Genomic DNA, 19527 nt, shown 5'->3' on the forward strand with positions numbered 1-19527 from the left:
CTTTCGCTTACCGGGCCTACGATAACAGGCTTGTTACTTGCTAATCTGCGCGTGCATCTCTTGCACAGAAATAACCTTCTCGGTGGCATCCGCGTTCAGCGCCATCGCTGTCGCAAAACCGCCGTTCAGGGTAGTGTCGTAATGCACTTTGTACTGCAGCGCGCTGCGGCGAATCAGCTTGGAGTCTTCAATCGCCTGACGCCCTTCGGTGGTGTTGATGATGTAGGTATATTCGCCATTCTTGATACGGTCCTGAATGTGCGGACGACCTTCATGCACCTTGTTCACCAGACGCGGGTTGATGCCCGCTTCACCCAGCACAATCGCGGTGCCGTGGGTCGCATCCAGCTCAAAGCCATACTTCAGCAGCTTGGCCGCCAGGTCCACCACGCGCTCTTTGTCGCCTTCGCGCACGGAGAGCAGCGCGCGACCCTGTTTTTTCATGGTGGAGTTGCTGCCCAACTGCGCCTTGGCGAACGCTTCCGCGAAGGTACGGCCCACGCCCATGACTTCACCGGTTGAGCGCATCTCTGGCCCTAACAGCGGGTCAACGCCCGGGAACTTGTTGAACGGCAGCACTACCTCTTTCACCGAGTAGTACGGCGGGATAATCTCTTTGGTTACGCCCTGCTGCGCCAGCGTCTGGCCAGCCATCACGCGCGCCGCCACTTTCGCCAGCGGGATGCCGGTGGCTTTGGAGACGAACGGGACGGTACGTGCCGCACGTGGGTTGACTTCAATCAGGTAGACTTCGTTGTCTTTCACCGCAAACTGCACGTTCATCAGACCGCGCACCTGCAGCTCGAAGGCCAGTTTCTGCACCTGCTCGCGCATCACGTCCTGAATCTCTTTGCTCAGCGTATAGGCTGGCAGAGAACATGCGGAGTCGCCGGAGTGCACGCCCGCCTGCTCGATGTGCTCCATGATGCCGCCAATTAGCACCCTTTCGCCGTCGCAGATGGCATCAACGTCCACTTCGACCGCATCGTCCAGGAAGCGGTCCAGCAGGACTGGCGCATCGTTAGAGACGCTGACCGCCGTCTGGAAGTAACGGCGCAGGTCGGCTTCGTCGTAGACGATTTCCATTGCGCGGCCACCCAGCACGTAGGAGGGACGCACCACCAGCGGGTAGGTGATCTCTTTGGCCTTCTCAACCGCCTGCTCAATGGTGGTGACGGTGGCGTTAGCCGGCTGTTTCAGTTTCAGACGGTCAACGGCGTGCTGGAAACGTTCGCGGTCTTCTGCACGGTCAATCGCATCCGGGCTGGTACCGATAACCGGTACACCTGCCGCTTCCAGCGCACGGGCCAGCTTCAGCGGAGTCTGGCCGCCGTACTGCACGATAACGCCTTTTGGCTTCTCGATACGCACGATTTCCAGCACATCTTCCAGCGTTACCGGCTCGAAGTAGAGGCGGTCAGAGGTGTCGTAGTCGGTCGAGACGGTTTCCGGGTTACAGTTGACCATGATGGTCTCGTAACCGTCTTCGCGCAGCGCCAGGGAGGCATGTACGCAGCAGTAGTCGAACTCGATGCCCTGACCGATACGGTTTGGACCGCCGCCCAGCACCATAATTTTGTCGCGGCCAACAGACGGGTTCGCTTCGCACTCGTCTTCATAGGTGGAGTACATGTAGGCGGTATCGGTCGCAAACTCTGCCGCACAGGTATCCACGCGCTTGTAGACCGGGTGCAGGTCGTACTGGTCACGCAGCTTGCGGATCTCCGCTTCGCGTACGCCCGCCAGTTTAGCCAGGCGCGCATCAGCAAAGCCCTTACGCTTGAGCATGCGCAGGAAGTCAGCGTCGAGGCCGTTGATGCCCAGCTCTGCCACCTTCTCTTCCAGACGCACCAGCTCTTCAATCTGCACCAGGAACCAACGGTCGATGTTGGTCAGGTTGAAGACGCCATCGACGGACATGCCCGCACGGAAAGCGTCGGCGATATACCAGATACGCTCGGCGCCCGCGTCTTTCAGCTCGCGACGGATTTTGGTCAGCGCTTCCGGGTCATCCAGGCTCACTTTCGGGTCGAAACCGGTCGCGCCCACTTCCAGGCCACGCAACGCTTTCTGCAGGGATTCCTGCTGGGTGCGGCCAATGGCCATCACTTCGCCGACAGATTTCATCTGGGTGGTCAGACGGTCGTTCGCACCGGCAAATTTCTCGAAGTTGAAGCGAGGAATTTTGGTCACAACGTAGTCGATAGACGGTTCGAACGAGGCCGGAGTACGCCCGCCGGTGATGTCGTTCATCAGCTCGTCGAGGGTGTAACCCACCGCCAGTTTCGCCGCCACTTTAGCAATCGGGAAGCCGGTGGCTTTCGATGCCAGCGCCGAGGAGCGGGACACGCGCGGGTTCATCTCAATAACAATCAGACGACCGTTCTTCGGGTTAACCGAGAACTGCACGTTAGAGCCGCCGGTTTCGACGCCAATCTCACGCAGTGCCGCCATCGAGGCGTTACGCATGATTTGGTACTCTTTGTCGGTCAGGGTCTGGGCAGGTGCCACGGTGATGGAGTCACCGGTGTGGATGCCCATGGCATCGAAGTTTTCGATGGAGCAGACGATGATGCAGTTGTCGTTTTTATCACGCACCACTTCCATCTCGTACTCTTTCCAGCCGATCAGTGATTCATCAATCAGCAGCTCGTTGGTTGGAGAAAGATCCAGACCACGGGCGCAAATTTCTTCGAACTCTTCACGGTTGTAAGCGATACCGCCGCCGGTGCCGCCCATGGTGAAGGAAGGACGGATGATGCACGGATAACCCACGTCAGCGGCAACCGCCAGCGCCTCTTCCATATTGTGCGCAATACCGGAACGCGCGGTGTCGAGGCCGATTTTTTTCATTGCCACGTCGAAGCGACGGCGGTCTTCCGCTTTATCAATCGCGTCAGCGGTGGCGCCAATCATGGTCACGCCGAACTCAGCCAGCACGCCCTGACGCTCCAGCTCCAGCGCACAGTTCAGCGCCGTCTGGCCGCCCATGGTTGGCAGTACCGCATCCGGGCGCTCTTTTTCGATGATTTTGCGTACCACTTCCCAGTGAATCGGCTCGATGTAGGTCGCATCGGCCATTTCCGGGTCGGTCATGATGGTGGCCGGGTTGGAGTTCACCAGGATAACGCGATAACCCTCTTCACGCAGGGCTTTACACGCCTGGGCGCCAGAGTAGTCAAATTCACAGGCCTGGCCGATAACAATCGGGCCAGCGCCAAGGATCAGGATGCTTTTTATGTCTGTACGTTTTGGCATGGTCTTCTCGGCTCCTGATTATTTAGCGGTCTTACGGTATTGCTCGATAAGTTCGATGAAGTGATCGAACAGCGGCGCGGCATCGTGCGGGCCTGGGCTTGCCTCCGGGTGTCCCTGGAAGCTGAACGCCGGTTTGTCGGTACGATGAATGCCCTGCAGAGTGCCATCAAACAGCGACTTGTGCGTGACGCGCAGGTTGGCAGGCATGGAGGCTTCATCGACGGCAAAACCGTGGTTCTGTGCGGTAATCATTACCGTGTTGTTGTCGATATCTTTCACCGGGTGGTTACCACCGTGGTGACCGAACTTCATCTTCACGGTTTTCGCACCGCTCGCCAGCGCCAGCAGCTGATGGCCGAGGCAGATGCCGAATACCGGAATGTCGGTTTCAAGGAAAGTTTTAATCGCGTCGATAGCGTAATCGCACGGTGCCGGGTCACCCGGGCCGTTAGAGAGGAAGATCCCGTCCGGGTTCATCTTCAGTACTTCGTCTGCCGGGGTTTTGGCCGGCACAACGGTCAGGCGGCAGCCGCGATCCACCAGCATACGCAGGATGTTGCGCTTGGCGCCGTAGTCGTAGGCCACCACGTGGAACGGCAGCTCTTCCTCTTTTTTCGCTTCCGGCAGTTCGCCAGCCAGCGTCCAGCTCCCCTGCGTCCAGCTGTAGGACTCAGCGGTGGTCACTTCTTTTGCCAGATCCATACCGTTCAGACTCGGGAAGGCTTTGGCTTTTTCCTGCGCCAGAGCCGCATCCAGATTGTCGCCAGCGATGATGCAACCGTTCTGGGCACCTTTTTCACGCAGCAGGCGCGTCAGCTTACGGGTATCGATATCGGCAATCGCCACGATGTTATGGCGTTTCAGGTAGGAAGAGAGGTCTTCGGTATTGCGGTAGTTGCTGGCAATCAGCGGCAGGTCACGAATGATCAGACCTTGTGCATGTACCTGGGAGGACTCTTCATCAGCGGCGTTAGAGCCGACATTACCAATATGGGGATAAGTTAAAGTGACGATTTGGCGGGAATAGGAAGGATCAGTGAGGATTTCTTGATAACCGGTCATTGAAGTATTGAAAACGACTTCCCCAACCGCCGAACCTGTTGCCCCAATGGCCCGACCGATAAACTGGGTTCCGTCTTCCAGAACCAATAGCGCTGACTTAATCAAAACACCCTCCAGAGAATATTCACTCACTTTATTTGCATATTAATTCATAACCAAGGTTCAAATCAATGCAAATCTGCTGCCAGTGGATTTTCGGCAAACGGCGGCATTCTGGAGATTTAGCAGGGGAAAGTCAACTTAAAAAGTGGGTTTTGTCTTTCGTTTTTATGCCACTGGTGGGAAAGAGAGTTGTTAACGGGCAAAAAGATCAACTAAATCACTTGGGAAAACGCTTGCGAACCTATTTTATTGTTAGAACTGCCGTTGCGGTCCAAAAAAGTGGACCATTTGGTCAAAATTCACAAGAATGAAACAAAAATAGAGGGTAAAAAGAAGAGTTATAGAGGTTTGAATTAGAAATGACGCTCAAAATCTTAAAATTAAAGGGCAATAAAATATTGCCCTCTGCAATCAACTAATTACGACTGCAATAACCACATCACGAAGGGTAACTATGATTATAAATTGTTAAGATCGAGCACATCTCGCATGTCAAAAAGACCATCTTTTTTGCCTTTCAACCAGATAGCAGAACGAACAGCCCCATTTGCAAAAGTCATACGACTGGAAGCCTTATGGGTGATTTCAACGCGCTCACCAATATCGGCAAACATCGCGGTATGTTCGCCTACAATGTCACCGGCACGCACCGTGGCAAAACCAATGGTGCCCGGGACGCGTTCGCCAGTATGACCTTCGCGGGTGTAGACGGCACACGCTTTCAGATCCTTATCCATCGCCTGGGCAATCGCCTCGCCCATCGCCAGGGCCGTACCTGACGGTGCGTCCACTTTGTAGCGGTGGTGAGCTTCAACGATCTCGATATCGGTATAGTCACCCATCACCTTCGCCGCTTTCTCCAGCAGCTTGAGCATCACGTTCACGCCCACGCTGAAGTTAGCCGCAAATACGACGGGGATGACTTTCGCCGCATCCTGAATCGCCTGTTTGCCCGCGTCGTCAAAACCGGTGGTGCCGATCACCATTCCCTTGCCATGCTGGCGGCAAAACGACAGGTGATGCAGCGTGCCTTCCGGGCGCGTAAAATCGATAAACACGTCAAAGTCATCTTTTACTGCATCAAGGCTGCTCTGCACGGTGACGCCCGTTTTAGCCACGCCTGCCAGCTCACCGGCATCCGCGCCTAATAAAGAAGAGCCTTCGCGCTCCAGCGCGGCGCCAAGCGCAACGCCGTCCATCTGCAGCGTAGCCTGAATTAACTGACGGCCCATACGGCCACCCGCGCCCGCAATTGCGACACGGACCTGTGCATCATGCATAGTTATTCTCTTACGTTAAAATGATGTAAATCGCTTCCAGAGTAACCAGCCAGCAAGATTGCCGCCATCTGAAAACGCCGATAATTAGAATTTAATGATAAAACGGGTCAGATATCAGTAAAAAACATAGGTGTCAGCGAAAACCGCACGATTCATGCACCGCCAGCGTAGGGGGCAGGAGGTTATCTCCGGCCCGGGCAGGAAACATGGCAAGCCTACAAGATTAACAGCCCTACCTTCTTTCAAGCCTTGCGCCCTGTCGGATTAATCACACTCCAGTCACGCCTGCTCGTGAAGGGCATAAGTGACGACCAGCTGCCCTTTTTTTATTTTCATCCCCAGGATCTCCATTTCACCTATTTCCGCCAGTTGGCTAACATGCGTTCCGCCACACGAATAAGCCGGAAGATCGCCAAAGCGAACCTTGCGTCTGCCCGCTTCCATTTCTGTATGACAGGGCAGATTGTCCGCTTTCCAGCCGTTGATAAGGGCGGTTAGCGCGCTGGCATCAGGTATTGCGCTCTTAAGGTCCCGAGCCGTGAAGGTAATTCGTCCTTCACCGGGCCAGTGGTGGGCTTTTACCGGTTCCCAACCGCATCGCTCACCGGCATAACCGATCAAATGGCCTGCGCTATGCCAGCGGGAATGTCGCACCCGCGCACTGTTATCCACCTGAATGTCCACCTCACCAGGCACAAGCGGCCGGGCCAGAATGTGAATGACCTGCTCTCCACGCAGGTTCACGCTCTCCACCGCGATCCCGGCGATGAAGCCCCGATCTGCTGGTTGTCCGCCGCCCTGCGGATGGAAAAGGGTTTGATCCAGCTCGACGGCGTAACGGCCATCCGCCTCTTCAGTGCAACGGATGACTTTCGCGCGGCCTTCCGTCGCTTCACTGGTGTAATAAAGTCGTTCTGTCATGGTTGTTCTCCTCTGTACCCTGACAGTATATTCATCACTTAAGCATCGATAATTGGCCTTTCAAACAATGCACTCTTGCCTGGTATGCACAAATGAAACCTGCACTGCTTCCCGATCTCGCGACCTTCGTTACCATTGTCGAACATGGCAATTTTTCAACCGTAGCCCGTATTACGGGTGCGACCCCCTCGGCGATCAGCCGTTGTGTTTCACGCCTGGAGAAGGAGATGGGGTGTAAGTTACTGAACCGTACCACGCGCAAGCTGGCACTTACCGAAACCGGAAAATCGGTCTATGAACATGCCCTGGATATGCTGGACGCGGCACAACAGGCAATGGATTCCGGCAGCAGTCTGCAAACCATTGCGCAGGGAAAGCTCACGATAAGCGTACCGAAAGCCGTGGGACGGTTCGTGATCCATCCGCTAATGCCGGCATTCCTGGCGCGCTATCCGCAAATAGATGTCTGCCTGCGCCTGGAAGATCGCTACATGGATCTGATCGATGACGGTGTCGATCTGGCATTACGGATCACCGATACCCCTTCTCCAGGCCTGTACGGAAAACCGCTGATGCCGGTAACCCATATTATTTGCGCGACGCCAGAATACCTTCGTCGCGCAGGCACGCCTCAGCATCCGCACGATCTCCGGGGCCATAGCTGTATTTCGCTCGGTGAAACCCCGGCCGATTCACGCTGGAAATTTACCTCGCAGGGAAAAACGGAGATTGTCCAGACGCACGGCCGCTACGCGGCTAACCACACGGGCGTGCGGCTGGATGCGGTCAAACACCATGTAGGTGTCGGGAGTTTGCCGCTGTTTACGGCCCGTGAGGCGCTTGAAAAAGGGGAAATTGTACAGGTTCTGCCGGAGTGGACGTTTATCAGCAGCTATTCGGGCGATTTATGGCTGCTCTGGACGCGTAACAAGCATATGCCAGCCAGAATGCGAGCCATGATCAACTATCTGAATGAAAAAATGCCAGTCACCTGATGACTGGCATTTTTAAACCTTATTCTACTTCGCGGGCGTCGATTCGCAGCTCTTTCGGGACTTCGAAGACGATGTTCTCTTCGCGCCCTTCCAGCGGAACGGCTTCACCCCCACCCAACTCCTGAAGGCGGGCGATCACGTTCTGCACCAGGATATCCGGCGCGGAAGCACCGGCGGTGACACCGACACAGGCCGCGTTTTTAACCCACGCTTCCTGGATGTCCGTCGCGTCGTCGATCAGGAACGCCGCCTTGCCCATTCGCTGTGCCAGTTCGGCCAGGCGGTTGGAGTTAGAGGAGTTTTTCGAGCCGACCACCAGCACCACGTCCGCCTGTTCTGCCAGGGCGCGCACCGCTTCCTGACGGTTAGTGGTTGCGTAGCAGATATCATCTTTACGCGGCCCGACGATTTTCGGGAAGCGCTGGCGCAAGGCATCAATCACATCCGACGTATCATCAACCGAAAGCGTGGTCTGCGTCATAAACGACAGACGGGCTTCGTTTTTCACGTTCAGCGTCAGGACATCTTCCGGGGACTCAACCAGATACATCCCCCCTTCCGGGTTGCTGTACTGGCCCATGGTGCCTTCGACTTCCGGGTGACCGGCGTGGCCAATCAGGATCGACTCTTCACCACGACGGCTGGCGCGGGCCACTTCCATATGTACTTTCGTCACCAGCGGACAGGTAGCGTCGAAGACGGTCAGATCGCGGCTTTTGGCTTCGTTACGCACGGCCTGGGAAACGCCATGCGCGGAGAAGATCAGAATAGCGCCGTCCGGCACTTCGCTGATTTGCTCGATGAAGATCGCCCCACGCTCGCGCAGGCTATCCACCACGTAGCGGTTGTGTACCACTTCATGACGCACGTAAATCGGCGCGCCGTAGATCTCCAGCGCGTTTTCAACAATGCTGATAGCGCGGTCTACACCGGCGCAGAAGCCGCGCGGGTTAGCCAACAGGATCTGCATTTCAGGCCTCCAGTGCCGGATCGATTTCCAGCACTTCTACATCAAAATGAACGGTACGCCCGGCAAGCGGATGGTTGAAGTCAACGGTAATCGAGTCGCCGTTGATTTCACGGATCACACCTGGCATTTCGCTGCCATCCATAGCGGTAAAGAGCATTATCGCCCCGATCTCAGGCTCTCCTGCATCCATAAATTCACGACGCGAGAAGTACTGGATCAGGTCCGGGGACGGCACGCCAAACGCCGCATCCGGTTCCAGTGAAAAGCTTTTTTTATCCCCCTCTTTCAGCCCCAGCAGCTGTTGCTCAAGACCTTCAGACAGAGAGGTGTCACCCATACGGAACAGCGCCGGTTTGCCGTTATTGCGGGTGGACTCCGCCGTGGAGCCATCATCGAGTTTCAGCGTGAAATGAACCAGCATCGCGCTGTTGGACTGTACGGATTTAGACATGCTGAGTGCTCACTCATTTTGTCCGGTGGCGCTGCGCTTACCGGGCCTACTCATCGTAGGCCGGTGCAAACGCAGCGCCGCCCGGCGGGTTTGTTACGCCTGCTCTTTCGCTGCGGGCTTCGGCAAGAAGCCTTCCAGCACAATCAGCGCCGCACCGATACAAATCGCCGTATCGGCCAGATTGAAGGTGGCGAAGTGCCAGTTGCCGACGTAGAAGTCGATCATATCGACCACAAAGCCGTGCCACAGACGGTCGAACAGGTTACCCAGCGCGCCGCCAATGATCAGCGCGTAGGCGATGTTGTTCAGCTTTTGCGTGGCTTTCGAACGGTACATCAGCACAGCCAGCACCACGCAGATACCGAGTGCGATACCGGCAAAGAACCAGCGCTGCCAGCCGCCGCTATCCGCCAGGAAGCTAAACGCCGCGCCATAGTTACGCGCATAGTGCAGATTAAGCGACGGGAACAGCGGAACCGTATCCCCCAGAGCGAAGTTCTGGAGGATCAGGTATTTGCTGCCCAGATCAATAATCAGCACGACCACTACCAGCCACAGCCAGCGCAGCCCTGTTGAAGAGAGTGATTTACTCATCAGGCAAACTTACGTTTTTCGCCATCACCGGCGACGTTGCTGACACAGCGTCCGCAGATCTCTGCGTGTTCCGCCACCTTGCCGATATCGGTCGTGTAGTGCCAGCAGCGCGGGCACTTCTCGCCGTCGGCTTTCGCCAGCGCCACTTTCAGCCCTTTGAGCAGTTCGCTCTGCTGGGCATCAGCGCTCGCATCGGCATAATCCGCAACTTTTGCACCGGAGGTCAACAGGACAAATCGTAATTCATCGCCCAGCGCCGTCAGCTTCGCCGCCAGCTCTGGTTCAGCGTACAGGGTTACTGCCGCTTCCAGAGAGCCGCCCACTTTCTTGTCGGTACGCGCCTGCTCGATCACCTTGTTCACTTCGCCGCGCACTTTCAGCAGCTCGTCCCAGAAGGCATCGTTCATGGCTTCGGTTTCGCCCAGGCCAAACAGACCTTCATACCACTCGCCGGTGAAGACATACTTCTCACGGTCGCCTGGCAGGTAGCCCCAGATCTCATCTGCGGTGAAGGACATGATCGGCGCCATCCAGCGCACCAGCGCTTCCGCGATGTGGTACAGCGCTGTCTGGCAGCTACGACGCGCCACGCTGTCCGCTTTGGCGGTGTACTGACGGTCTTTGATGATGTCGAGGTAGAACGAGCCCATCTCGATGGAGCAGAAGCGCATCAGGCGCTGCACCACTTCGTGGAAGTCGTAGGAGTCGTACGCCTTAACGATATCTTCCTGCGCCGCCTGGGCACAGCCTACCGCCCAGCGATCCAGCACTACCATCTCTTCCGGTTTCACCATGTCTTTTGCCGGATCAAACCCATTCAGGTTCGCCAGCAGGAAGCGTGCGGTGTTACGGATACGACGATAGCTGTCGGCAGCACGTTTCAGGATCTCGTCAGAAACCGCCATTTCGCCGGTGTAGTCGGTGGATGCCACCCAGAGACGCAGAATATCCGCGCCCAGCTTGTTCATCACGTCCTGCGGAGAAACGGTGTTACCGATAGATTTGGACATCTTACGGCCCTGACCATCGACGGTGAAACCGTGGGTCAGTACCTGACGGTAAGGCGCTTTGCCCTTCATGGCGGTGGAGATCATCAGAGATGACATGAACCAGCCGCGGTGTTGGTCAGAACCTTCCAGATACATGTCGGCAGCGTGACCGGCAAACTCAGGACGCACGTCAACCACGGAGGCGTGAGTGGATCCGGAGTCGAACCAGACGTCCAGCGTATCCGGCACCTTCTCGTAATTATCCGCATCTGCGCCCAGGATGTCGCGGGAATCGAGATCCCACCACGCCTGAATGCCGTCCACTTCAACGCGCTTAGCGACTTCTTCCATCAGCTCCAGCGTGCGCGGGTGCAGTTCCTGGGTCTCTTTATGCACGAACAGAGACATCGGTACGCCCCAGGTACGCTGACGGGAGATACACCAGTCAGGACGGTTCGCCACCATGGATTCGATACGCGCCTGGCCCCAGTCCGGGATCCACTGCACGCCTTTGATCTCTTTCAGTGACTGCGCACGCAACCCTTTCTGATCCATGCTCACAAACCACTGCGGGGTCGCACGGAAGATGATTGGCGTTTTGTGGCGCCAGCAGCACGGATAGCTGTGCTGCATTTTTTCAACGTGCAGCAGCGAGCCGTTGTCGCGCAGCATGTTGACGATGATATCGTTGGCTTTAAAGACGTTAACACCGTCCAGCGTTGGGTATGTGCCAGGCAGGTAAGCGCCATCCGGGCCAACCGGGTTAGCGATTTCCAGACCGTACTGCAGGCTGATGTTGTAGTCGTCCGGACCGTGGCCACCGGCGGTATGTACCGCACCGGTACCCGCTTCCAGGGTAACGTGCTCGCCCAGGATCGCCGGCACATCGAAATCGAGGAACGGATGCTTAAAGCGCATCAGCTCCAGCTCAGCGCCCTTCACGGTGCCGAGTACCTGGTAGTCGGTGATATTCGCGCGCTTCAGCACGCTCTCAACCAGATCTTTCGCCAGGATCAGCGCGCGGCCTTCAACCTGTACCAGCGCGTATTCGAACTCCGCAGAGAGGGAGATCGCGCGGTTGGCTGGCAGGGTCCACGGGGTGGTGGTCCAGATGACCAGCGAGATTGGGCCTTCTACGCCCGGCAGGCCAAATTTGCCCTGCAGCGCTTCCTGATCGACGCCTTCAAAGGCTACGTCGATGGACGGAGAGGTTTTGTCGTAATACTCAACTTCCGCTTCAGCCAGCGCAGAGCGGCAGTCCACGCACCAGTGCACCGGCTTAGCGCCTTTATGCAGGTGGCCGTTGCCGATGATTTTGCCCAGCGCGCGGATGATGTTGGCTTCGGTTTTGAAGTCCATGGTCAGGTACGGATGCGACCAGTCGCCCAGTACGCCCAGACGGATAAAGTCTTTACGCTGACCATCAACCTGCGTGGCGGCATATTCGCGGCATTTAGCACGGAATTCAGCAGCGGTGAATTTCTCACCCGGCTTGCCAAACTCCTGCTCCACTTTCAGCTCGATCGGCAGACCGTGGCAGTCCCAGCCTGGAACGTAAGGCGAGTCATAGCCCATTAAGCCTTTGGACTTAACGATAATGTCTTTCAGAATCTTGTTTACAGAGTGACCAATATGAATGCTGCCATTCGCATAGGGAGGGCCATCATGCAGAATGAAAGTTTTTTTACCTTTTTTGGCTGCACGGATGATGCCGTACAGGTCATCATCGGTCCAACGCGCCAGCATTCCCGGTTCGCGCTTGGCGAGATCGCCGCGCATCGGGAACCCTGTTTCCGGCAAATTCAGGGTTGATTTATAGTCACTCATCAGATTCTCGGTTCCGTATTTATATCTCAGGCATTAAGCCGGGTTCGATAGCCCAAATATTTCGCGGGCTGTTAATTCATCTCTCGCGATTTGCGCTTTCAGCTCATCAAGCGAGGCGAATCGCTGCTCATTGCGTATTTTTTTACGCAGGATTACATCTATATGGCGACCGTAGAGGTCCATTACAACGTCCAGCAAATGCACTTCAAGCTGCTGGCGCACGCCAGCAACTGTCGGACGGGTACCAATATTGGCAACACCCGGTAAAGGCTTATCACTTAGCCCCGTCACTTCTACCGCATAAACCCCTTTAACCGGGGAAACCTGACGGCGCAGCGGTACATTCGCCGTAGGGAAACCAATGGTGCGACCCAGTTCATCGCCGTGCACGACCCGTCCGGAAATGGAGAACGGGCGTCCGAGCAGTTTTGCGGCGGTATCCAGATCGTCATCGGCTAAAGCCTGGCGAACCGCCGTGCTGCTGATGCGCACGCCGCCTTCGCAAAAGGTCTGAGTGCTGGTGACGTCAAAGCCATACTCCAGACCAGCCTTCTGTAATAGCAAGAAATCCCCCTGACGACCAGCGCCAAAGCGGAAATCATCGCCCACCGCCAAAAACTGTACCCCAAGGCGATCGACCAGCAGGTCGCCAACAAAATTTTGTGCCGTCAGGGCGGCAAAGCGTCGGTCGAACCGGACGCACAGGACATAGTCCACGCCACACTGCGCCAGATAGCGTAATTTTTCACGCAGACGGGTCAGTCGCGCAGGCGCCTTTTCGCTGGCGAAGAGTTCCAGCGGCTGCGGTTCAAAAATCATTACGACGACCGGCAGACCCCGTGCCCGTCCCTCTTCACGCAATCCCTGCAACAGCACCTGATGCCCACGATGCACGCCGTCGAAATTACCAATAGTCAGCACACACCCGTGCGGGGCCTGACTGAGATTATGTATGCCGCGTATCAGCTTCATGACTGGCTCAAAACAGTGAAAATCGCCAGAGTATACCTTGTACAGCGGTTAAGGTTAACCGGCGATTGTTGCCGCAAAACAGAAAGCTGTAATGATTTCATCATGCTGACCTTTCAGAGCGAAAAAAACTGTCGGCAGATAACGTTTTTTGTGCCGAAAAGCTGTATTCAGACACGACAAGCTGGTAGAATCCTGCGCCATCACTACGTAACGTAGCGTCGCCACATTAACGGCGCTTATTTGCACAAATCCATTGACAAAAGAAGGTATAGAGGGCATATTCCTCGGCCTTTGAATTGTCCACATAGATCATATTTGGGAGTTGGACCTTGGCTAATATCAAATCAGCTAAGAAACGTGCTATCCAGTCTGAAAAGGCTCGTAAGCACAATGCAAGCCGTCGCTCTATGATGCGTACTTTCATCAAGAAAGTATACGCAGCTATCGAAGCTGGCGACAAAGCTGCTGCGCAGAACGCATTTAACGAAATGCAACCAATCGTGGATCGTCAGGCTGCTAAAGGTCTGATCCACAAAAACAAAGCAGCGCGTCATAAGGCTAACCTGACCGCGCAGATCAACAAACTGGCTTAATCGCTATTTGTTGTTGCTTGTTTTAAAAGAACCCGCTTAACGCGGGTTTTTTTATGCCTTCAGAGTACCGGTGGCGTAAACAGCGCAGCGTAATCCTGATTACAGATACGTTGTACCGCCGGATGCTGGATCATCCTTTCGGCAAAAATGGCGTGATACTCTTCCATCACGTTGTCCACCCGGCCAATCTCGGTAATCTTCTCATCCGCATAGAGATCCTGCGCATAGAGCGTTGGGGCGACAAAAATGGCGTTATGCGCTTCGCCGAACGCTTTCATCAATGCAGCATCGTCAAACTCACCCAGAATTTCAACGTTCAGTCCCTGGGAGTTAAACCAGTTCAGCAGCTTGCGTCCCAGCATCGAACGACGCCCGGGAACCAGTAAACGGCGCTCTTCCAGACAGGCGGGGAACGGTTTTTCTGGCGGCGGATTACTGCACCAGAAGCTGACGCCGCATTCACCAATCTTCACCGAAAAAAGGCCTTCCTGCTGCGTGGAGTCGATGGGGCAGTCAGAGATAATCATATCCAGCTTATGCTGGCTCAACTGCTCCAGCAGCATCTCGTGCGTCGATTCAAAACAGCGCAGGTGGATCTGCTCATCCTTCACGACTGCCGCATCCAGCACCCCGCTGACCAGCCGCTTTGACAGTGCATCCGCAATGCCCACATCAAAGAGCAGGTTCGACTCCTTACGGTAATTCACAATATCCAGCATCTCCTGGCTCAGGGTGAACATTTTGTCGGCGTAGCGAAACACCAGTTCACCCAGTTCGCTTGGCTCAATACCGCGCCCCTTACGCTTGAAGAGCTTGCCCTGCAGGCGCTCCTCCAGCGCTTTGATCTGCCCGGTAATCGTCTGCGGCGTCAGGTAGAGCGCCTCTGCAGCGCCGACAACCGACCCCTCTTTATAGACATGCCAGAAGTAGTAAAGATGGTTGTAGTTAAGATGAGACATACGATCCTCGCTCCCTGATTGTGTTAACGGGAGGGCTGCCTGTCCCTCCCGGAGTCCCGTTACGCCGGATGCGCCTGCGATGGCAATTTCGTCTTCAGCAACATATAACCTACAAACGCAGCCAACAGCGATCCGGTTAAGATAGCCAGCTTAGCCCAGATGATAAGCTCAGGGGCATTCGCGCCAAACGCCAGTGTTGAGATAAAGATCGACATTGTAAAGCCGATCCCGCACAGCACGCCAACGGCCATGATCTGCCGGCAGGTGGTTCCGTGCGGCAAGGTGGCAAGCTTCAGTTTCAGCGCCATCCAGCAGAAGAGGCCAATCCCCAGCGGCTTACCGATAAACAGCCCGGCGATGATCCCCAGCGGCAGCATCGACATCAATCCATCCAGCGTGACGCCCTCAAGGGAAACACCCGCGTTTGCGAAGGCAAAGAGCGGCAGGATCATAAAAGCGACCCACGGATGCAGCACGTGCTCGAGCTGCTTCGCCGGCGATTTACCCTCTTGCGCCTCCAGCGGCATGAAGAAACCGATAATCACGCCGGCCAGAGTGGCATGCACGCCCGATTTCAGTACAGCCGTCCACAGCACCATGCCCACCAGGAGATAGATACCAATGCGACGGACATTGCAGATATTGAGCAGCGCCAGCACCGCGATGGCCGCCGCCGCTACCGCCAGCGACAGCACCGACAGTTCGCTGGTATAGAACAGGGCAATAATGACGATTGCGCCCAGGTCATCGATGATCGCCAGCGCCATCAGGAAGATTTTTAACTCCATCGGCACGCGTTTACCTAACAGCGCCAGAACGCCCAACGCAAAGGCGATGTCCGTTGCTGCCGGGATCGCCCAGCCATCCCGGGCAATGGGATCCTGATAGTTAAAAGCCAGAAAGATGAGGGCCGGAACCACCATCCCGCCGATGGCGGCAATCACCGGAAACGCCGCGCGCTGACGGCTTGCCAGGGAGCCCTGGACCAGCTCACGCTTGACCTCCAGCCCCACCAGCAGGAAAAAGACCGCCATCAGTGCATCGTTGATCCACAGCAGCATGTTCTTGTTGATTTCCAGCACGCCGACACGTAACTCAACGGGTGTTTCCAGAAAAGCGTGATACAGGCCGCGGGTTGGACCCAGGTTTGCCAGCAGCATAGCGATGGCTGCGGCCAGCATAAGTATGATGCCCCCAGAGGCCTCATTGCGGAAAAAACGATTCAAAAGTTTCACTATTACTCTCTCTTTTTACGACAATCCTTCGTTAAAACCATCATACGCACGGATATTCATCGGCAAAAGCAGGTTAATGTTAACTATAGACTCAGTTTTTTCGATCTGATTATTTCAGGGATAAAAAAGCCCGGAATCGCTTCCGGGCTTCGGGGACAACGTTAGCTCAGCATTAGCGAGTCAAATCGTCAAAGAATTTTTTCACGCCATCAAAGAAGCTTTTGGAGCGCGGGCTGTTATTTTCACCGGTCGGGCCACCAAAGCTATCCTGCAGTTCTCTCAGCAGCTGCTTTTGTTTTTCGTTCAGGCCAACCGGAGTTTCGACCACCACGCGGCAAAGCAGGTCGCCCTGCGCGCCGCCACGGACGGATTTCACGCCTTTGCCCCGCATACGGAACAGCTTGCCGGTCTGGGTTTCGCCAGGCACTTTCAGGTTTACACGGCCGTCCAGCGTTGGCACTTCAATCTCACCGCCCATCGCCGCCATCGCAAAGTTGATCGGCACTTCGCAGTACAGGTTGTTACCTTCACGTTCAAAAATCGCGTGCTGCTTCACCTGTACCTGAACGTACAGATCGCCTGCCGGTGCGCCATGCTCGCCTGCTTCGCCTTCGCCAGACAGACGAATACGATCGCCGGTATCCACGCCCGCCGGGATTTTAACAGAGAGGGTTTTGGTCTTCTCGACGCGACCGTGACCGTGACATTTGTTGCACGGATCCTTGATCAGCGTACCGCGACCCTGACAGTGCGGACAGCTCTGCTGCACCGCGAAGAAGCCCTGACGCATCTGCACCTGGCCGGAGCCGTGACAGGTTGGACAGGTCTGCGGCTTGGTGCCCACCTTCGCGCCGCTGCCGTGGCAAACGTCACACTCTTCCAGCGTCGGAATGCGGATCTCTTTCGTCACGCCACGGACCGCCTCTTCCAGCGTCAGCTCCATGTTGTAACGCAGGTCTGCGCCACGGGCTGCACGCTGACGACCGCGGCCGCCGCCGAAGATATCGCCGAACACGTCACCAAAGATATCGCTGAAATCTGCGCCGCCGCCGCCAAAACCGCCGCCGCCCATGCCGCCCTGTTCAAACGCGGCATGACCGTACTGATCGTAAGCCGCACGTTTCTGCGCATCGGTCAGGACTTCGTAGGCTTCTTTGATCTCTTTAAATTTGGCTTCGGCCTCTTTGTCACCCTGGTTGCGGTCCGGGTGATATTTCATGGCCAGGCGCTTGTACGCCTTTTTGATTTCACGCTCTTCCGCTGTTTTGGAAACGCCTAAAATCTCGTAATAGTCTTGCTTTGCCATCTTGTTTTATCTGCCCCTAACATGCGTGCACGGGCGGAGAGGAAACCTCTTCGCCCGTGCCAGTGTATTACCCGTTCAAAGGGCGATTATTTTTTGTCTTTCACTTCTTCAAACTCTGCGTCGACAACATCGTCATCTTTCGCGTTGTTCGCAGAAGCGTCAGCGCCTGCGCCAGCCTGCTGCTGTGCGTGCTGCTGCTGTGCGATCTCCATCAGCTTCCCGGAAACCTGCGCCAGTGCCTGCATTTTCGCTTCGATATCGGCTTTGTCTTCGCCCTTCAGGGAAGCTTCCAGCGCGCTCAGTGCAGACTCGATAGCGGTTTTATCGTCAGCTGGCAGTTTATCGCCCGCTTCTTCAACCTGCTTACGGGTGCTGTGCAGCAGATGGTCACCCTGGTTGCGGGTCTGAACCAGCTCTTCGAACTTACGGTCAGACTCGGCGTTCGCTTCTGCTTCGCGAACCATTTTCTGGATCTCTTCTTCGTTCAGACCAGAAGAGGCCTTGATGGTGATCTTCTGCTCTTTACCGCTGTTTTTGTCCTTCGCGGAAACGTGCAGGATACCGTCAGCATCGATGTCGAAGGTGACTTCGATCTGAGGCATACCGCGCGGCGCCGGGCTGATACCGTCGAGGTTAAACTGGCCCAGATCTTTGTTATCTGCGGCACGTTTACGCTCACCCTGCAGCACGTGGATGGTTACCGCAGACTGGTTGTCTTCAGCGGTAGAGAACACCTGGCTGTGCTTGGTCGGGATGGTGGTGTTTTTGGCGATCAGCGGAGTCATCACACCGCCCATGGTTTCGATACCCAGAGACAGTGGGGTAACGTCCAGCAGCAGTACGTCTTTAACATCACCGGTCAGTACGCCGCCCTGAACAGCAGCACCGATAGCAACGGCTTCGTCCGGGTTAACGTCTTTACGCGGCTCTTTACCAAAGAATTCAGCGACTTTCTTCTGAACCATTGGCATACGAGTCTGACCACCTACCAGGATAACGTCCTGGATTTCAGATACGGACAGGCCCGCATCCTGCAGCGCAACTTTCAGCGGCTCGATGGAACGGTTAACCAGGTCTTCTACCAGGCTTTCCAGTTTCGCGCGAGTCACTTTGATGTTCATGTGTTTTGGACCGGTGGCGTCTGCAGTGATGTACGGCAGGTTCACGTCGGTCTGCTGCGCAGAAGAGAGCTCGATTTTCGCTTTTTCTGCGGCTTCTTTCAGGCGCTGCATCGCCAGCGGATCGTTACGCAGGTCAATGCCCTGATCTTTCTTAAATTCGTCAACGAGGTAGTTGATCATACGGCTGTCGAAGTCTTCACCACCCAGGTGGGTATCACCGTTGGTTGCCAGAACTTCGAAGGTTTTTTCGCCGTCAACTTCGTCGATTTCGATAATAGAGATATCGAAAGTACCACCACCCAAGTCGTATACCGCGATGGTGCGGTTGCCAACTTCTTTATCCAGACCGTAAGCCAGTGCCGCTGCGGTTGGTTCGTTGATGATACGTTTGACTTCCAGACCCGCGATACGGCCTGCGTCTTTGGTCGCCTGACGCTGCGCATCGTTGAAGTAGGCTGGTACAGTGATAACCGCTTCAGTTACCGGCTCACCCAGGTAATCTTCCGCCGTTTTCTTCATTTTTTTCAGCACTTCAGCAGAGATCTGCGGCGGTGCCATTTTCTGACCTTTAACATCAATCCAGGCGTCGCCGTTTTCAGCGCCGATGATTTTGTACGGCATGATGGCTTCATCACGCTGAACTTCTTCGTCCTGGAAGCGACGGCCAATCAGGCGCTTAATCGCAAACAGCGTGTTTTGCGGGTTTGTCACTGCCTGACGTTTAGCCGGCTGACCAACCAGAGTTTCACCATCCTGGGTATAGGCAATGATAGAAGGCGTGGTGCGATCGCCCTCGGCATTCTCCAGCACACGTGCAGTAGTGCCGTCCATAATCGCTACACAAGAGTTGGTAGTACCCAGGTCGATACCAATAATTTTACCCATCTAAACG

General features: G+C 55.6%; 16 protein-coding genes and 1 pseudogene. 3 read left to right on the plus strand and 14 right to left on the minus strand.

The window, feature by feature from the left end:
• Positions 1-33: 33 nt before the first annotated feature.
• Positions 34-3258 (minus strand): carbamoyl-phosphate synthase large subunit, encoded by a 3225-nt coding sequence (carB, locus tag DVA43_RS14275; protein WP_114315915.1) that lies wholly within the window; start codon positions 3256-3258, stop codon positions 34-36.
• An 18-nt stretch (positions 3259-3276) separates the two neighbouring features.
• Complete coding sequence (gene carA / locus DVA43_RS14280; RefSeq protein WP_114315916.1) at positions 3277-4425, minus strand: glutamine-hydrolyzing carbamoyl-phosphate synthase small subunit; 1149 nt, start codon at positions 4423-4425, stop codon at positions 3277-3279.
• Positions 4426-4490: 65 nt separating this feature from the next.
• Between carA and DVA43_RS24550 the strand changes: the two genes are divergently transcribed.
• Entirely contained in the window at positions 4491-4733 is a 243-nt protein-coding gene (locus DVA43_RS24550) for a hypothetical protein (RefSeq protein ID WP_147271032.1), read from the plus strand.
• A 147-nt stretch (positions 4734-4880) separates the two neighbouring features.
• Here DVA43_RS24550 and dapB read toward each other — a convergent pair whose 3' ends face one another.
• Positions 4881-5702 (minus strand): 4-hydroxy-tetrahydrodipicolinate reductase, encoded by an 822-nt coding sequence (dapB, locus tag DVA43_RS14285; protein ID WP_114315917.1) that lies wholly within the window; start codon positions 5700-5702, stop codon positions 4881-4883.
• 279 nt (positions 5703-5981) lie between these two features.
• Complete coding sequence (locus tag DVA43_RS14290) at positions 5982-6623, minus strand: alanyl-tRNA editing protein (protein ID WP_114315918.1); 642 nt, start codon at positions 6621-6623, stop codon at positions 5982-5984.
• 92 nt (positions 6624-6715) lie between these two features.
• Between DVA43_RS14290 and DVA43_RS14295 the strand changes: the two genes are divergently transcribed.
• Complete coding sequence (locus DVA43_RS14295; protein ID WP_114315919.1) at positions 6716-7618, plus strand: LysR family transcriptional regulator; 903 nt, start codon at positions 6716-6718, stop codon at positions 7616-7618.
• A gap of 19 nt (positions 7619-7637) precedes the next feature.
• On the opposite strand, the gene ispH is transcribed toward DVA43_RS14295, so the two are convergent.
• The 6 genes and pseudogenes from ispH to DVA43_RS25135 form a co-directional block, all read right to left on the minus strand.
• A complete protein-coding gene (ispH, locus tag DVA43_RS14300) occupies positions 7638-8588 on the minus strand; it encodes a 4-hydroxy-3-methylbut-2-enyl diphosphate reductase (RefSeq protein ID WP_028015471.1) in 951 nt (316 codons plus the stop codon).
• 1 nt (position 8589) lies between these two features.
• Positions 8590-9039 carry an FKBP-type peptidyl-prolyl cis-trans isomerase gene (gene fkpB / locus DVA43_RS14305; protein ID WP_103823207.1) on the minus strand — a complete coding sequence of 150 codons (450 nt, stop codon included), beginning with the start codon at positions 9037-9039 and terminating at the stop codon, positions 8590-8592.
• 93 nt (positions 9040-9132) lie between these two features.
• Positions 9133-9633 (minus strand): signal peptidase II, encoded by a 501-nt coding sequence (lspA, locus tag DVA43_RS14310; RefSeq protein WP_103178215.1) that lies wholly within the window; start codon positions 9631-9633, stop codon positions 9133-9135.
• Positions 9633-12449 (minus strand): isoleucine--tRNA ligase, encoded by a 2817-nt coding sequence (gene ileS, locus DVA43_RS14315; RefSeq protein WP_114315920.1) that lies wholly within the window; start codon positions 12447-12449, stop codon positions 9633-9635. Before ileS ends, lspA begins: the two co-directional genes overlap by 1 nt.
• Positions 12450-12482: 33 nt before the next feature.
• Positions 12483-13421, minus strand: coding sequence for a bifunctional riboflavin kinase/FAD synthetase (ribF, locus tag DVA43_RS14320; protein ID WP_114315921.1), 939 nt, complete (start codon positions 13419-13421; stop codon positions 12483-12485).
• A 7-nt stretch (positions 13422-13428) separates the two neighbouring features.
• Positions 13429-13596 (minus strand): annotated as a pseudogene (locus tag DVA43_RS25135) (DUF2575 domain-containing protein).
• 154 nt (positions 13597-13750) lie between these two features.
• Between DVA43_RS25135 and rpsT the strand changes: the two are divergent.
• Complete coding sequence (rpsT, locus tag DVA43_RS14330; RefSeq protein WP_008502037.1) at positions 13751-14014, plus strand: 30S ribosomal protein S20; 264 nt, start codon at positions 13751-13753, stop codon at positions 14012-14014.
• 59 nt (positions 14015-14073) lie between these two features.
• On the opposite strand, the gene nhaR is transcribed toward rpsT, so the two are convergent.
• From nhaR to dnaK, 4 genes are all read right to left on the minus strand, one after another.
• Positions 14074-14973, minus strand: coding sequence for a transcriptional activator NhaR (gene nhaR, locus DVA43_RS14335; protein WP_103178211.1), 900 nt, complete (start codon positions 14971-14973; stop codon positions 14074-14076).
• A gap of 59 nt (positions 14974-15032) precedes the next feature.
• Entirely contained in the window at positions 15033-16208 is a 1176-nt protein-coding gene (gene nhaA / locus DVA43_RS14340; protein WP_114315922.1) for a Na+/H+ antiporter NhaA, read from the minus strand.
• A gap of 172 nt (positions 16209-16380) precedes the next feature.
• A complete protein-coding gene (gene dnaJ / locus DVA43_RS14345) occupies positions 16381-17514 on the minus strand; it encodes a molecular chaperone DnaJ (RefSeq protein ID WP_103178209.1) in 1134 nt (377 codons plus the stop codon).
• 86 nt (positions 17515-17600) lie between these two features.
• Complete coding sequence (gene dnaK, locus DVA43_RS14350; protein WP_103823202.1) at positions 17601-19520, minus strand: molecular chaperone DnaK; 1920 nt, start codon at positions 19518-19520, stop codon at positions 17601-17603.
• Between the last annotated feature and the right edge of the window lie 7 nt (positions 19521-19527).

Source organism: Leclercia sp. W6 (assembly GCF_003336345.1).
Lineage (GTDB): Bacteria > Pseudomonadota > Gammaproteobacteria > Enterobacterales > Enterobacteriaceae > Enterobacter.